The sequence below is a fragment of the Haladaptatus marinus genome (assembly GCF_051194195.1).
Genome location: NZ_JBLZNK010000001.1, coordinates 161,086 through 175,428, shown reverse-complemented (window position 1 = coordinate 175,428; position 14,343 = coordinate 161,086). Strand labels below are relative to the sequence as shown.

At 58.2% G+C, this 14,343-nt stretch carries 16 protein-coding genes and 1 pseudogene; 4 read left to right on the top strand and 13 right to left on the bottom strand.

Annotation, left to right across the window (positions count from 1 at the left end; translation table 11 throughout):
* Positions 1-19 precede the first annotated feature (19 nt).
* The 8 genes and pseudogenes from ACN2TU_RS00895 to ACN2TU_RS00860 form a co-directional block, all read right to left on the bottom strand.
* Positions 20-457 carry a M23 family metallopeptidase gene (locus ACN2TU_RS00895; RefSeq protein ID WP_435152428.1) on the bottom strand — a complete coding sequence of 146 codons (438 nt, stop codon included), beginning with the start codon at positions 455-457 and terminating at the stop codon, positions 20-22.
* A gap of 174 nt (positions 458-631) precedes the next feature.
* Positions 632-1,477 carry an ABC transporter permease gene (locus ACN2TU_RS00890; protein WP_435151851.1) on the bottom strand — a complete coding sequence of 282 codons (846 nt, stop codon included), beginning with the start codon at positions 1,475-1,477 and terminating at the stop codon, positions 632-634.
* A complete protein-coding gene (locus ACN2TU_RS00885; protein WP_435151848.1) occupies positions 1,474-2,412 on the bottom strand; it encodes an ABC transporter ATP-binding protein in 939 nt (312 codons plus the stop codon). Before ACN2TU_RS00885 ends, ACN2TU_RS00890 begins: the two co-directional genes overlap by 4 nt.
* A gap of 84 nt (positions 2,413-2,496) precedes the next feature.
* Positions 2,497-3,567, bottom strand: a pseudogene (locus ACN2TU_RS00880) (glycosyltransferase family 4 protein).
* A 51-nt stretch (positions 3,568-3,618) separates the two neighbouring features.
* Positions 3,619-4,218, bottom strand: coding sequence for a DUF7344 domain-containing protein (locus ACN2TU_RS00875; RefSeq protein WP_435151845.1), 600 nt, complete (start codon positions 4,216-4,218; stop codon positions 3,619-3,621).
* Between the two features lie 262 nt (positions 4,219-4,480).
* Entirely contained in the window at positions 4,481-4,936 is a 456-nt protein-coding gene (locus ACN2TU_RS00870) for a hypothetical protein (protein ID WP_435151843.1), read from the bottom strand.
* 93 nt (positions 4,937-5,029) lie between these two features.
* A complete protein-coding gene (locus ACN2TU_RS00865) occupies positions 5,030-5,215 on the bottom strand; it encodes a hypothetical protein (RefSeq protein WP_435151841.1) in 186 nt (61 codons plus the stop codon).
* Positions 5,216-5,219: 4 nt separating this feature from the next.
* Positions 5,220-5,513, bottom strand: a complete 294-nt coding sequence (locus tag ACN2TU_RS00860; RefSeq protein WP_435151839.1) for a HalOD1 output domain-containing protein — start codon at positions 5,511-5,513, stop codon at positions 5,220-5,222.
* A 219-nt stretch (positions 5,514-5,732) separates the two neighbouring features.
* On the opposite strand from ACN2TU_RS00860, the gene ACN2TU_RS00855 reads away from it, so the two are divergent.
* A complete protein-coding gene (locus ACN2TU_RS00855; RefSeq protein WP_435151836.1) occupies positions 5,733-7,538 on the top strand; it encodes a S9 family peptidase in 1,806 nt (601 codons plus the stop codon).
* Positions 7,539-7,584: 46 nt separating this feature from the next.
* Here the strand turns inward: ACN2TU_RS00855 and ACN2TU_RS00850 are convergent, their stop codons facing one another.
* Together ACN2TU_RS00850 and ACN2TU_RS00845 are read right to left on the bottom strand one after the other, a co-directional pair.
* Positions 7,585-8,031 carry an ester cyclase gene (locus tag ACN2TU_RS00850; protein ID WP_435151833.1) on the bottom strand — a complete coding sequence of 149 codons (447 nt, stop codon included), beginning with the start codon at positions 8,029-8,031 and terminating at the stop codon, positions 7,585-7,587.
* A 157-nt stretch (positions 8,032-8,188) separates the two neighbouring features.
* Positions 8,189-8,545, bottom strand: a complete 357-nt coding sequence (locus tag ACN2TU_RS00845; RefSeq protein ID WP_435151830.1) for a GNAT family N-acetyltransferase — start codon at positions 8,543-8,545, stop codon at positions 8,189-8,191.
* A 254-nt stretch (positions 8,546-8,799) separates the two neighbouring features.
* On the opposite strand from ACN2TU_RS00845, the gene ACN2TU_RS00840 reads away from it, so the two are divergent.
* The 3 genes from ACN2TU_RS00840 to ACN2TU_RS00830 all read left to right on the top strand — a co-directional run bounded on the left by ACN2TU_RS00840 (position 8,800) and on the right by ACN2TU_RS00830 (position 11,600).
* On the top strand, positions 8,800-9,747 hold the full coding sequence (locus ACN2TU_RS00840; protein WP_435151828.1) for an ABC transporter ATP-binding protein: 948 nt from the start codon (positions 8,800-8,802) through the stop codon (positions 9,745-9,747).
* Complete coding sequence (locus ACN2TU_RS00835; RefSeq protein WP_435151826.1) at positions 9,744-10,583, top strand: ABC transporter permease subunit; 840 nt, start codon at positions 9,744-9,746, stop codon at positions 10,581-10,583. Before ACN2TU_RS00840 ends, ACN2TU_RS00835 begins: the two co-directional genes overlap by 4 nt.
* A gap of 189 nt (positions 10,584-10,772) precedes the next feature.
* On the top strand, positions 10,773-11,600 hold the full coding sequence (locus ACN2TU_RS00830; protein ID WP_435151823.1) for an ABC transporter permease subunit: 828 nt from the start codon (positions 10,773-10,775) through the stop codon (positions 11,598-11,600).
* A gap of 15 nt (positions 11,601-11,615) precedes the next feature.
* Here the strand turns inward: ACN2TU_RS00830 and ACN2TU_RS00825 are convergent, their stop codons facing one another.
* The 3 genes from ACN2TU_RS00825 to ACN2TU_RS00815 form a co-directional block, all read right to left on the bottom strand.
* Entirely contained in the window at positions 11,616-12,188 is a 573-nt protein-coding gene (locus ACN2TU_RS00825; protein WP_435151820.1) for a HalX domain-containing protein, read from the bottom strand.
* Between the two features lie 316 nt (positions 12,189-12,504).
* Positions 12,505-13,155 carry a helix-turn-helix domain-containing protein gene (locus tag ACN2TU_RS00820; RefSeq protein ID WP_435151817.1) on the bottom strand — a complete coding sequence of 217 codons (651 nt, stop codon included), beginning with the start codon at positions 13,153-13,155 and terminating at the stop codon, positions 12,505-12,507.
* 73 nt (positions 13,156-13,228) lie between these two features.
* Positions 13,229-14,278 carry an NAD(P)-dependent glycerol-1-phosphate dehydrogenase gene (locus tag ACN2TU_RS00815; RefSeq protein ID WP_435151814.1) on the bottom strand — a complete coding sequence of 350 codons (1,050 nt, stop codon included), beginning with the start codon at positions 14,276-14,278 and terminating at the stop codon, positions 13,229-13,231.
* Positions 14,279-14,343 lie beyond the last annotated feature (65 nt).

Sequence of the window (14,343 nt, the reverse complement as noted above, 5' to 3'; positions counted from 1 at the left end):
CGCCGTCGCCGAGTCCGGGCTAGTCTTCCGGAATCGGGTTGTCCTTGTCAACCCAGTCGCCGGGGCTACCGGGGACGTAGACGTAGCTTCCGTTTCGTTTGATGTCCAAGTGAAGATGTGGTTCGTAGCCACCGCTACCGCCGAGGTCTGCGATGTGCTGGCCGCGGCTGACGTAATCGCCGTCGTTCACCCGGAGGTCGGACTGACAGTGCGCGTACCGCGTCTGGTAGCCACCGTCGTGATTGATTTTCACGCGATACCCGTAGCCGCTGGCGTAGTCCGCGTAGACCACCGTTCCGGATTGCGCCGCGTAAATCGGCTGTCCGGTTTCCCAGTCGATGTCGACTGCACGGTGGGTGCGTGTTCCGCAATCACGGCTATCGTAGTAGCCGGACGTGACTTGGCCCGTGGTCGGCCAGTAGAAATTGTCAGATGCCGCGGTGGCGGTGGCAGACAGTGCTGGAATGGTAAGAGCAGTCGCTCCAACGGTACGGAGGAAGTTTCGCCGCGTATTTTTCTCTTTATTTGTTGATAAAATTTATAAAAAATTTGATTATTAAATAACTCATCCAATGCGGAAAATGACCGATATGATAGAATAGAAAGATATTCATCGAATGAGACAATTAGATCAGAGATCCGCCGCCCGGAATCTGAGATATCCCAGACTGACCGGGACGACCGCCCAGGCGACCAGCATCACGAGTCCGAACCAGTCGGAAAGGTAAAACGGAACCTCACCGACAGGCCCGATACCGAGAACCGCGTTTGGCGACTCCGGCAGAACCGCACCCATGGCTGTGGTGTAAGCGGCACTCGGGGTCATCCCCGACAGGAACAACGCCCAGTTCGGGTACTCCTGAATCGGGACGAGACGACCTTCCAACAGGTAGAGCGCACCGAGGGGCACGACATCCCAGAGTAGTTCGAGGACGACGAACAGCCCGATAGCCATCGCCGTGGCGCGAGTTCCCGACCCGGTCGTCGCCGAAAAGCCGACGACGAGGCTGATGTAGGCGAACGCGTACAGCACCGTCAGCAGGACGAATACCACGTAATCGACCGGCGTGAAGGTAGCGTACTTCGCAAGCACCACGATTGCCGCCACTGCGAAGCCGATGACGATGGGGAGCGCCAGGACGACGGCACGACCGACGACCTTCCCGAGAACCACGTCCCTACGCGAGTGGGGGTACGAGAGCATGAGTTTCATGCTCCCGCTTTCACGTTCACCGGCGACGGACTTCGCCGCGACGACGACTGCCGTGATGGAGACGAAGAGCGTGGCTGGGGCGGCGAGGAAGAACATCAGCCCGAGCGCCGAGAGCTCTCCTGCCTCACCGCCGAGACCGGGAAGTTCGGCGTAAAGGTACGCCATCCCGGCCGCGAAGAGGACGAACAGCGCCGACAACGCCCAAAGCGTCTTCGAGAGGCGGGCATCTTGGAAATCTTTCCGTGCGACGACGGCCCAGCTCATGCCGACACCTCCGTCGTCCCGACGGTCGAGTCATCGGCCGTGTAGGTCATGAACAGCTCTTCCAGCGAGGCTTCTTCCGTGCTGAAGTCCTCGACACCCACGCCTCGCGCTTCGAGTGCGTTCAGTACCGCCGCTTTGGAGCGAGATTCCAGCGTCACCGCGACTGCCGTATCGGTTGCCGTCGCTTGCGAAACGCCCTCAACCGCGCGGACGGCGTCGAGCGTCAGTTCGTCAACCGGACTGTCGGTGGTAATCGACAGCGTCTGCTCGGTGCTGACCGCGCTTCGCAGTCCGTCGATGGTATCGACGGCGACGAGTTCCCCGCCCATCAGGATGCCGACGCGGTCACAGACCGCTTCGACCTGTTCTAAGATGTGACTGGAGAAGAACACGGTCGCACCGCGGGCGCGTTCTTCCGTGATGATTTCGCGCATTTCGCGGGCACCCTTCGGGTCTAACCCCGTCGACGGCTCGTCCAAGATGAGCAGATCCGGTTCACCCACGAGTGCCATCCCGAGGACGAGGCGCTGTTTCATCCCCTTCGAGTACCCGCCCGTCTTTCGGTCGGCGGCGTCCGCGATACCGACGCGTTCGAGAATCGCATCGGGGTCGTCATCCGCACCCTTCGAGCGAATGGCGAACTCGACGTGCTGTCGGCCCGTCAGTCGGTCGTAGAGGTGATAGCCGTCCGGCAGGACGCCGACTCGCTTGTGGACTTCGAAGCTTTCGCTCTGGGCGTCGTGTCCGAGTACGCTTGCAGTTCCCGCAGTCGGGCGCACGAAATCGAGCAGGATGTCGATGGTCGTGGATTTGCCTGCGCCGTTGGGGCCGAGGAAGCCGAAGATTTCGCCTTCCTCGACGGTGAGGCTGACATCGCGGAGTGCGGTTACATCTCCGAACTGTTTGGTTACACTGTTTAACTCAATAGCGGCCATACAATTTATACGCACGACACCTATATAAAGATAGACTGACTGCTACTCTCAGACACTGAGACGTTCAATATCGGGGAAAAAGCGTTAGAAAAATCCGAACGAATTCTGTACGTCGCGGTAACAATCGAGATACTGCTCCAACACGGGTCGATGGTGGTACTTCTCGAACGCATCGTTTTCCGTCATCTCCGGCAGGTTGGCCGCTGACCGAAGCGCGTCGGTAAGCTCCCGTTCGCTCGTCGTCCGGAACGTGCGTTCTTCGCGTTCGACCAGTCCGTGCGCGCTCGATTCGACGTGATACTCCACGACGCCAGCACAACCGCATGCAAGCGCACGGAGGAGGTCGGGAACGCTTCCCTTCTGGCCGTCTGGACGTAGACGTTTGCGCCGCGAAACAGGGGAATTCGCTTTTCGGGAGGTTGCAACCCGGTGAATTCGACGCGGTCATCGATTCGAAGGTCTGCGGCCTGTCGTTCGTACTGGTCGCGGGCGGGGCCGTCGCCGATGACGACCGCGTGCCAGCCTTTATCCCGTAGTTCGGCCAGCGCGAGCAGGAGACTCTCCAAATTTGCATCTTCGTCGAGTCGGCGCGAGTAGACGATATCCGCGCCATCGACCACCTGTGCCTCGCGGATGGCATCCATATCGATGCTGTTCGGAATCACACGCACATCGTCGCCGCTCGCGCCGAGTTCCCGAACGCGCGTTTTGACCGTTTCCGAGGGTGTAATGACCTCGTCCGGCGCACGCGCCGCCATCTGAAGGGATTTCGAGGCGATACCCATCCCGGCGGGCGGTGCCTCGTACCAGTCCACGACGAGCGGTGCACGGGCGAGTTTGCTCGCCGTTTTCGCCGCCACGACGTGTTTCGGAACCGCAGCGGCGTGAATCACGTCCGGTTTCACGCGCCGGAGCGCACCAGGAAGTGAGAGCAAAGCGTCGCGAGGGAGTCTTTCCGGGGGAGTCAGTGGTCACTGCGTGGTAGGCCACGTCCGCCTGTTCGAAGGTTTCGTGCTCACCGTCCCACCACTGTGCACAGAGGATCGTGACTTCGTGACCGCGGTTGGCAAGGAGTTCCGCGGTTCGACGAAGCCGACGGGCCGCCCCCGTTTCCTCGTGTTGAACCGTCACCTCAGCGACGAACGCGACGCGCATACCTGCCGTCACGAAACGAGAAAGTAAAAGTCTTCTTTCATTGAAACCCGCTCACTGGAACCAGCGGCTATCGTCGAACTCCAGCGCGAGATCCGGTGTTGCGCCCTGGAATCGCCTTCGCCAGCAGTGCCGGTCGTAAAAGTGTGCGAGCGCCGTTATCCCGAACAGTGCGAGCACGAACACAGCGAGTTGGAAGCCGGAAAACGGAACTACCCCAACCCAACCGAGGACGACGAGCAGCGCAGCGACCCCCGAGAGGGAGACGTACAGCTTGTGCCACGGAATCGTCGTCTGCGAATCGGTCGCAAGGTACAGTTCGAAGTTCTGTGCGCTGTCGGTGAACGAGACCCGTTTCGAGTCGCGGTTGTACGTGACGATACCTATGTTTTCCAGTTTCGGGAGATGTGTTTGGTACAGCGCACTGTACACCGATTTTCGTTGTTCGGGTGATACCGTCTCTACATCGATGTTGTTCTCCCACGCTGCGATCTGTTCGGCAAGTTCTCCCAGTTCGACGGGACGACCCTCCTGATTGAGATAGTACAGAACGTATCTGCGACGAAGATTTTTTACCGCATCGTACACCTCCTGCTTTGAAAACGCGCGCGACCGTGTCTGGTCGGGGCGTTCTCTAGTTCGTGTCGTGTTCATACCTCCCCCCTGATACTCTCCACACGCCAACTACCCGCATAAATCAGCAACTCCGTTCAGTCCGTATCCAGTGATGTCCGTTCCGTGTGAACGATTCCTCGACGGACAAACCGAGAATTATGCCAACGCCATGAGGACACGAGGATTACGCGATACAACGCATTGCGCAGGCGATTCAACCGACTGTTACCGCCCGATTCGAAACGAAAAACGTCAGCGTTACATCTCCATTTACGACCGTTCGAGCCCTGCTAATGCGAGACTAGTGGTTGCTCTTACCTTCCGGGTCGATACCCTGCTGGCAGGCTGTCGCGTTCGGGTGCTGGCGACTGAGAATCGGTGTCTCCTGTCCATCGTCGTACACTTTGACGGAGGTAACCACGGTTCCCGTTTCACCTTGATTCGGTGGCAGTACGGGTGTGGTTCCGCTCACCGGGCCGTACTCGAAATGGGACGTGGCGACGCCGTCCGGAGCGTACCATGTCGTTCCGACGGCGACACGTTCCGCTGACCCTCGGACGGAAACGGCGGAGCAGTTGACGAACGCGACCTGAAGGTCATCACTCGTCACGCCGCTACTGGCCGTCGCATGACCGACTGTTTCGCGGTTCTTGTCCGACGCGTGAGCGCCTTTCACGTCGACAACGACTCCACTTCCGGTGACGAGCAAGCAGACGACAACGACTGCAACTGCTTGCCGTGCGTGTGCAACGTGCATAGCGACTGCCGGTCACACGCAGGGGTTTTTGTTATATGCCGAATACCGGACGGTAACGGCGGCTACAGAAGGCGAATGCTTGCGTTACCGACCTCAGACATCCTCGGGGTGGTCTTGCAAATGGGTGATTTCGACCATCACGTCCGGAGTTTCGTCGTCCGGTCTGCGGAACGTCCATGAACGGTCGAACCGAATTCCGTTGCGAGCACTTATCTCGATCAGTTCACTGAGTTGTTTTTCGAACTCGTCCAACGAGAGCAGTTCCATTTCACCAGTCACGACGCTAACATCCGGAGGTATCGGGAGTGAACCGTCGTTTGTTGTCGTACACCTGTACCGTCCCCGTCGTATCGACGCGTATCGTGCAGTCGTGGAACGGAAACTGCACCTGCCCGAGACCAGGTTCGTCGTTGACGTTGAACGAACCGACGAGCGTTTCGAGTGCGTCACAATCAACCGTCTCTTGAAGCGGTGGCATCTCTTCTATCGGTGTGTCAGTCACGCTAGAAACGGCCTCGCTCACGGTGACGACGATACTATCCGTCTCATCCCCGTCGAATGAGAACTGATTTATCAATTTAGAACTAGTATTATTGTACCGATATGTATCATCCATATTATATCATACATCAGATATCAGATCAAGATATCGATTCTACAAAGTCCGTGGCTTTGCATCTCCGTTCTTTAAGTACTACGAAAGGTAATTTGAAATATCAATTTTATTTTTGATATGTCTCGCCGATAGCTACCGCTTACCAAAGTACTTTCACACCTGCATCGGAAGGAAACGTCAATGACTACGTACGATTTCGAGCGATATCTGAACGTCCGAAGTGCACACAGTGCTTCCTTCGGGCCGGACGGTGAACGGCTGAGCTTTTTGCTGAACACGACGGGCGTACCGCAAGTGTGGCAGCTGGACGAACCGGAAGCATGGCCCCAACAACTCACGTTCGACGACGAACAAATCTCGTTTGCCTCGTGGTCACCGGAGCGCGATGAACTCATCTTCGGGATGGACAAGGGAGGAAACGAACGTAAGCAGTTCTTCCGACTCGACGGAAACGGCGAAACGATCACTCCGCTCACGAACATGCCAGATGCGAAACATCGCTGGGGCGGGTGGAATTCAGACGGGTCGCAGTTCGCGTTCACCTCGAACCGCCGTGAAAACGCCGTTTTCGACGTGTACATCCAAGATCGCGATGCGGTCGGGGACGACGCCGAAATGGTGTACGAAGGCGACGGGTGGCTGTCACTGGCTGGCTGGAGTCCCGACGACGACCGACTCGTGGTCGTCGAGGCTCACTCCTCGTTCAACCAAGACCTCCACGTTCTCGACATCGAATCCGGCGAACTCGAATATGTGACGCCACACGAGGGACACGTCCGCTATGGAAGTATCAACTGGGGGCCGGACGGGGACGCGCTCTATCTCGTTACGGACGAGGGGAGCGACACGCTGTATCTCGGGCGTCTCGACCTCGATACGCTCGAAATCGAAGTCGTGGAAGAGGGCGGCGACTGGAACGTCGATGGCGTCGCACTGGACGAGGAGTCGGGTCGTATCATCCACTCACGCAACGAGGATGGCTACACCGAACTCGCGGTCGGTGAGTTGACCGGCGACACGACCATCCGCGAGTTCCCGACGCCGAACCTTCCCCGAGGAGTTGCAGGGGGCGTCAGTTTTGACCCCCACGCGGAGCGTTTCGCCCTCACCGTCACGGGAAGTACGAACAACACGAACATCTACGTGGTGGAAACCGAGACGGGTGAGGCCGAACGCTGGACTGATGCATCAACCGCCGGAATCCCACCGGAAACGTTCGTCTGGCCAAAACTCGTTCACTTCGAGAGCTTCGACGGACGAAAGGTTCCGGCATTCTTCTCAGTGCCGGAGGATGCCAAAGCGGACGAGACGCCAGTCATCGTGGACATCCACGGCGGGCCGGAATCCCAGCGACGGCCTTCGTTTAGCCCGACCAAGCAGTATTTCCTGAATCGGGGCTATGCCTACTTCGAACCAAACGTCCGCGGGTCGTCGGGCTATGGCAAGAAGTACACCCATCTGGACGACGTGGAAAAGCGGATGGACTCGGTCGCCGACATCAAAGCGGGCGTCGAATGGTTACACGACCAAGGAGTCGTCGATGCCGACCGAATCGTCGCAATGGGCGGTTCCTACGGCGGGTTCATGGTGCTCGCGGCGCTGACGGAGTACCCCGATCTCTGGGCCGCCGGGGTGGACATCGTCGGCATCGCCAACTTCGTCACGTTCCTCGAAAACACGGGGGACTGGCGGCGAAAACTTCGGGAGGCCGAGTACGGTTCGCTCGAAACCGACCGTGAATTTTTGGAATCGGTCAGCCCCATCAACAACATCCAGAACATCGAAGCCCCGCTGCTCGTCCTTCACGGTGCAAACGACCCGCGCGTGCCGGTCGGCGAGGCCGAACAAATCGTAGAGGAGGCGAGAGCACAGTCCGTCCCCGTCGAGAAACTTATTTTCCCCGACGAGGGCCACGGCTTCTCGAAACTGGAGAACCGAATCGAGGCCTACACCAAGACGGCGGAGTTCTTGGACAAGTACGTCTGAACTATCGTCGTCTCACGGAGTGGCTTTTCAGGAAAAATCGGTCGGGCTACGCCGACCGTTCGTCGGGCATGGCGTCAAGCTGTCGAAGCATGCCAAGTGCGTCCCAGACGACGTGCGCTTCGACGATTTTGCCGTCTTTGACGCGGTCGAACTCCATCCCCTCGTTTTCGACCCGCTTTCCGGTCGGTTCGATGCCCATCAGTTCGCCGTCGTGAGCTCCGCTCGCAGTCCAATGAACCGCAACCCGATCCCCCTCGGCGACCATGTCGTGGATGGTGAACTCGAGATCCGGGAACGCGGAACGGTACAACTCTACCGTCCGTTTGAACTCTTCGCGGCCGCGAATCGGCTCGGGTTGTCCCGATTCGTGTGCGACGAAGTCGTCGGCAAGAAGGTCGTCGATCAGGTCGAATCCCCCCTCGTCAAAACTCTCTTCGACGAATCGTCGGACGATTTCTTCGTTTGCCTGTGGGCGGCGCTCTGCTTCGGCCATTACTATTCACCCCATGCTAATGTACGCCATGCTATAGCATATCAATATCGTCGTGCGCTACCGTTGGTTGTTTGCTCAGTACGATCCCGGAATCAATCGAGGTCACAGCCGCACGACATCGTAATCAGTTCCGGTTGCTGAACGAGCGCACGAGGACTTACAACTCCTTTTCGTACACGTATTCGCCGACATCGAATCCGTCGGCCTCACGCTCATCGACGCGTTCGAACCCCCGCGATTCGTAGAATCCCACACCAACCTCGTTGTCGGCGAAGACGCTCAGTCGAAGTCGCTGGGCTCCGCGGGTGCGCAATCGTTCTTCCACACGGGCAAGCAGACGGCTACCGAGGCCCGACCCCCATTCGTCGGAGACAACGTAGATTCGAAGCAACTGAAAGACGGCATCCTCGTCCCGAGGAGCGACGTGAACGAATCCGAGGATATCGTCCCCTTCCGCGACGAAAAATTCGTGGTCGGAGCGGGTCGTGGTCTCGCGAAGACCGACGAGTACCACTGGTCGATAGTTTCGTCCATCTTCTCCGGCCCGATAATGTCGTCGTACCCGGTGTGCCACGACTCGCGGGCGACACGCTGGATGGTCGCCGAATCGTCCGGTTTTGCGGTTCGAATCGAAGGGGTTGGCATACGGACACACCCGTACGAACTTTCAAAAATGTTTCTCGAATCGTCGCATCGACACAGAACTTCCCATTGTCACAACTTGTCAATGAGGAGAAAACACATGTAGTAGGCCTACGAATCGCCGCTATGGCCGCCATTCAAACGAAGTCCCTCACCAAGCGATTCGGCGACGTGGTTGCCGTCCGCGATGTCAGCCTCACCGTCGAGGAAGGCGAAATCTTCGGCTTCCTCGGCCCCAACGGCGCAGGCAAATCCACGACCATCAACATGCTGTTGGATTTCATGCGCCCGACTGCGGGAACTGCAAGCGTACTCGGACACGACGCACAAAAAGAACCGCGAACCATCCGAAATCGTATCGGAATCCTCCCGGAGGGATACGACCTCTACGACCGCCTCACCGCGCGTGAGCACCTCGAATTCGCAATCGACGCGAAAAACGCGGACGCACGGCCGATGGATCTAATCTCCCGCGTCGGTCTCACGCAGGAAGACGCCGACCGAAAGGTCGGCGGCTATTCGAAGGGGATGGCTCAGCGCCTCGCGCTGGCGTCCGCGCTGGTCGGCGACCCCGACTTGCTCATCTTGGACGAACCCTCTTCAGGGCTCGACCCGCATGGAATCGCCGAAATGCGCGAACTCATCCGGAACGAAGCCGAGCAAGGCACTGCCGTCTTCTTTTCGAGCCACATTCTCTCCGAGATCGAGGCGGTCTGTGACCGCGTCGGCATCATGAACAGCGGTGAACTCGTCGCCGAGAACACGGTCGACGGACTCCGCGAACTGTCCGGTGCGAGTTCACAGTTGCTTCTCACTGTGGAGCGTGTCCCATCCGAACTGAATGTGACCAGCATCGACGGCGTTTCCGGCGTTTCCGTCGAAGGTTCGACGCTCCGAGTGTCGTTTTCCAATCCCGGGAAGAAGGCACAGGTCGTCAAGCGTGTAGACGCCGCGACGAACATCACCGATATCGAGTCCGAAGAGGCCTCCCTCGAAGAACTGTTCAACTCCTACACGACGGGAGATAAGTCGGATGGCGAAGCGGCCGACAAACCCACGGAGGTATCGGCATGAGTTGGCTCTCGGTTGCGAAAAAGGACTTCACCGACTCTCGACGCTCGAAAGGGTTGTTGAGCCTCATCTCACTGTATGTCCTCCTTCTGGTTATCATCGTCTACTTCGCGGGCGAAAGTCCACAAAGCGCAATGACTGACGTGCTTCGACTGGTTTCGCTTATCGGCATCTTCATCATCCCCCTCAGCGCGCTCATCGTCGCGTATCTCGCCATCGCGGGTGAACGCGAATCGGGGAGTATCAAATATCTGCTCGGACTGCCGAACACCCGCCTCGACCTCGTCGTCGGGAAATTCGTCGGCCGGTCGGTCGTCGTCACTGTGGGCCTCCTGCTCGCGTTCGGTGTCGCCGCCGCACTCGGAGTCGTGTTTCTGGACAGTATCGACGTTGTCGTGTTCGGCGAATTCGTTCTCCTAATGCTGTTCTTTACCATCACGTACATCGGCATCGCAGTCGGCCTGTCGGCGACCTGTGGATCGCGGTCGCGGGCGATGGCGAGTTCGGTCGGCGTGTTCTTCGTGTTCAACGTCCTCTGGACTGTGCCGCAGATTTCGCCGTCCAGAATGCTTCGGTACGTCGCCGAGGATAAACTGGGGATGACGCTCGGGCCTGAGATCTACGAATTCGTGTTTCTCGTCAGTCCACCGTACGCGTTTCAACGTGCGGCCGGGCTCGTCTTCCCCGATCGGCCGATTTACTTCTCACGATACATCTCTCCCGAGGCGAGCATCCCGTTCTACTTGGAGGAATGGTTCATGCTCGTCATCCTCGGCGCGTGGCTCGTCATCCCGCTGGCTGTCGGGTACCTGTCATTCGAGCGCGCAGACCTCGGATAATCGCGTAGCTGTTTTTCGTTCCGAATACAGTATGCTTGAACCGTGAGTAGTAGATTCTAATTACAACATTGTTCAAATGTTTTTCATGAACGAATCTCGGATATCCTCCACCCCGAGGCAGTTCCACGAACAGGGTGAAATCACCCCGAAAACCGACGGTACGAGAGCGACCAGTCGGAGGACAGTGCCGTGAGTTGGGTCGTCGTCGCCCGCAAGGACTTCGCGGACGCCGTTCGCTCGAAGACGCTTTGGGCGATTACGGCACTGTTCGTGTTCGTCACTGCTGGCTTCATCTTTCTGCACAAATGGATCCACGAGAGCTACCCGGTCGAAGAGGCGCTGAGCCTCATCAGCTGGTCGTCAACCAGCGTCGTCCCGCTCACGGCACTGGTCGTGGCGTACCTGGCCATCGTCGGCGAGCGCGAATCGGGAAGCATCAAGCTACTGCTCGGCTTGCCACATACCCGCCGGGACGTGATTGTCGGCAAGTTCGTCGGGCGTGCAGGCGTCGTCGCGGTTGCAACCATCGCCGCGTTCGGTGCCTCCGGGCTCGTATTGGTCGTCAAATACAGGGCTTTTTCCGCAGGCGAATTCCTCGCACAGTCAGCGTTAGCGCTCCTCTTTGCACTGGTGTTCGTGAGCATCGCTCTCGGATTCTCGTCAATGACGGCCAGTCGTCCACGTGCAGTGGGCGGCGCATTCGGCCTGTTTTTCTTCTTCCAGCTCGGGTGGAAACTCGTCCCGTTGGCGGTCTATTACCTGATGGAAAGAAGGATGCCGACGAAACCATTTCCCAAGTGGTACTTTTTGACGTGGGTTCTCAACCCGGTGGAAGCGTACGAAATCGGGTCGAGATACCTTCTGAATCAGAACGAGCCGACTATCTTCGCATCCCTTGTCGCAGGTAAAATCCCGTTCTATCTGGAGGGGTGGTTCGCACTGGTCGTCCTCGTCGTCTGGCTCTGTATTCCAGTCACGCTGGGCTACCTTCGATTCCGGAGTATCGACCTCTACTAAGCGACGACTGCGATTTCATTCCGACACGGCGTAATTGTTCGCCAGTTCAATTCCCAAGTCATCGTCACCCAACTCGTTCAGCGTGTCCGAAAGCGAGGCTTCCAGCGACTGTATTTCGGAAACGAGTTCTTGGTACTCGTCGCGGCGTTCGAGTTCCTCCTGACTCATCCGAGTTTCGAGTGTCGCTCGCTTCGAGGAGAGCGTAAGCAACTGCTGCACATCGGTCGAATAGGTCGCTCGCCGTCCCAGCGTCGTAACGATGTCGTGTAACTGTTCCGGGGACGTTATCGGCTTGACGACGTAATCGTCGTACCCCAGTTCGAGAACGTCGAAATCGGGTTCGACAGCCGTAATCATACCGACCCGACAGTCGAGTTGTCGGTCGCGAATGGATTCGAGAACCTTGTCACCGCTCGCACGTGGCATGTCCCTGTCGAGGAGTGCGATATCGATGTTATCATCGACATAGTCCATCGCTTCGACGCCGTCGTATGCGGTGTAGACGTCGTACTCGTCACCGAGCCAACGGGTGTACAGGTCCGCTATCGGTCGTTCGTCGTCAGCAACGAGTATCGTGTGGTTGGTCACGAAATCACACTCCGGCTGACGGACTGCTGTCCGTCAGTCATCGGTTCGAATCCGTTTGAGGGGGTGCCTCGCTTGGTCGTTGGTGTATACATCGGTATAGGGGAATGCGTAGGCCAGCAGTTCGCCGGTGTCTTCCGAGGGGAGAGACGGATGTTTCAGACGCGCCGAAATCGGCGTTTTTCACCATTAACGGGAATTGAAACGAATATATTCCCGTCTGGCTGTTCACGACAAAACGTAGTGGCTGAAAATAGTTGAGGTCACATGTTTCCCACGAAACACGCTTAAGTACCGTCACCGATTTCTATTTGTTCACTTACCCATCCAACGACCGGAACGACCCGGAGATGAGGTTCGCGTAGCCACGACGTAGCCGACCGCCAACTGCTTGCGGAGAGATCATCAGTTCGTCAGCCAACTCCTCGAGCGTGATATCCCGTGGCCGTTCGAAATATCCTTCCTCGTAGGCGGTGATGAGCGTTTCCTGCTGTGCGGGCGTGAGGTTTCCTAGCTGCTGAATCGCCATATCCTGGAGGGAGTAAACGCGATGGACTTCTACGGGAATACCCTCCTGGCAACAGAATGACTGGAACGAGGACATCTGGTCCTGTCCGGGGAATCGAAGATGGAAGGTCCAACCGTCCACTGTCCCGTTTGCTTCCATCACCGTCGCGTTGGACTCCTCGATTCCTTGCACGAAGCCGGTAATCTCGTCGTTCCAAACCGCGCGAAACAGCGTTCCATCCGAGACGGAATCGAGTCTCGTGAGGTCTTGTATCACGGGTTCGGCACGCACAGCAGCCTCGAACTGGCGAACGTTGTCGCCCCATGCCCAGAAGAAGGGAAACACGGCGGTTCCCGTGGGTATAATCCGCTCAAGTTCGACCTGTAACTGCGACTCCGCTTGCAGTGCACGGCCAAGCGCGAACTCGTCGGCCGGGATCGAAATCTCCACGATGGTGCTCATATAATCAGTGCCACACCCGGACTCTTTCACGGAACTATCTTCAAAGTTATTGCCGCGGAGAATGTGCGAACAATTAGACAACTTCGGTCGCTGTCACAGCTTCGATGGCCGCAGCCTCGTTCATCCCACCGCCCAGTATCGTGTATCTATCACGGATTTCGTGGGCCGTGGTAAGCGCTTCGACGACTGTTTCGTCGTCGATACCGAGCCCATCCGCAGTTGTCGGCGCGCCGATAGTCGCCAGCGCATCTCGGATTCCCTGCCAGTTTCCGCCGTGGAGATATTCGGTGATGATGGAACCGACGCCGACCTGATGCCCGTGGAGGGCCGCACCCGGAGCGATGCGGTCGAGTTGGTGTGAAAAGAGGTGCTCCGCGCCACTTGCCGGGCGTGACGAGTCGGCGATGCTCATCGCCACGCCGGAGGAGACGAGCGCCTTGGTGACGACCCACGCCGACTCTTCCAATCCGGGTTTGATGGAATCCGCGTTGTCCACCAACATCTCGGCGGTCATCTCCGCGAGCGCGGCGGAGTAGCCCGAATATTCGACGTTTTGTAGGCGTTTCGCGAGTCGCCAATCCTTGACCGCAGTGTAGTTGCTGATGATGTCGGCACAGCCCGCCGTAGTGAGTCGCCACGGTGCATCCGCGAGGATTTCCGTGTCCGCGATGACGGCGAGCGGCGGTTCCGCGGCAACGCTGTGGCGGGTGTCCTTTTCGGGAATCGACCCCCGACCGCTGACGATGCCGTCGTGACTCGCCGCCGTCGGAATCGAGACGAAACCGCGTTTGATCTCGTCGCTCGCCATTTTGGCGATGTCGATTGCCTTGCCGCCGCCCACGCCGACGAGGTAGCCCGCGTTCACTTCGCGGGCCACCTCGATAACTCGTTGGACGGATTCGAAACTCGCTTCCTCGATGACGACCGTTTGGACATCCATTCCGGCGTCGTCGAACTGCGCGACGACCCGCTTGCCCGCCACGTCGTTCGGCGTCGGACTCGTGACGATCAACGGTGTCCCGTGGAGGTGTAATTCGGAGATAGCGTCCACTGTCTCCGAGAGGACGCCGTGGCCCACCACCACGTTTCGGGGCAGGCGAATCCAGGTCGATTTATCGAACATACTACTCATTCGTGATGGGACTGTGAAACAGTTTACCCTCCCGCGGGAAGTGGACGCGGATGCAG

What these genes read in the sequence shown, in the direction of transcription:
- ACN2TU_RS00840 (WP_435151828.1), top strand. Translation starts at nt 8,800, where the DNA reads ATGGCCGCCATTCAAACGAAGTCCCTCACCAAGCGATTCGGCGACGTG.
- ACN2TU_RS00815 (WP_435151814.1), bottom strand. Translation starts at nt 14,278, where the DNA reads ATGTTCGATAAATCGACCTGGATTCGCCTGCCCCGAAACGTGGTGGTG.
- ACN2TU_RS00820 (WP_435151817.1), bottom strand. Translation starts at nt 13,155, where the DNA reads ATGAGCACCATCGTGGAGATTTCGATCCCGGCCGACGAGTTCGCGCTT.
- ACN2TU_RS00850 (WP_435151833.1), bottom strand. Translation starts at nt 8,031, where the DNA reads ATGGCCGAAGCAGAGCGCCGCCCACAGGCAAACGAAGAAATCGTCCGA.
- ACN2TU_RS00890 (WP_435151851.1), bottom strand. Translation starts at nt 1,477, where the DNA reads ATGAGCTGGGCCGTCGTCGCACGGAAAGATTTCCAAGATGCCCGCCTC.
- ACN2TU_RS00885 (WP_435151848.1), bottom strand. Translation starts at nt 2,412, where the DNA reads ATGGCCGCTATTGAGTTAAACAGTGTAACCAAACAGTTCGGAGATGTA.
- ACN2TU_RS00835 (WP_435151826.1), top strand. Translation starts at nt 9,744, where the DNA reads ATGAGTTGGCTCTCGGTTGCGAAAAAGGACTTCACCGACTCTCGACGC.
- ACN2TU_RS00870 (WP_435151843.1), bottom strand. Translation starts at nt 4,936, where the DNA reads ATGCACGTTGCACACGCACGGCAAGCAGTTGCAGTCGTTGTCGTCTGC.
- ACN2TU_RS00875 (WP_435151845.1), bottom strand. Translation starts at nt 4,218, where the DNA reads ATGAACACGACACGAACTAGAGAACGCCCCGACCAGACACGGTCGCGC.
- ACN2TU_RS00855 (WP_435151836.1), top strand. Translation starts at nt 5,733, where the DNA reads ATGACTACGTACGATTTCGAGCGATATCTGAACGTCCGAAGTGCACAC.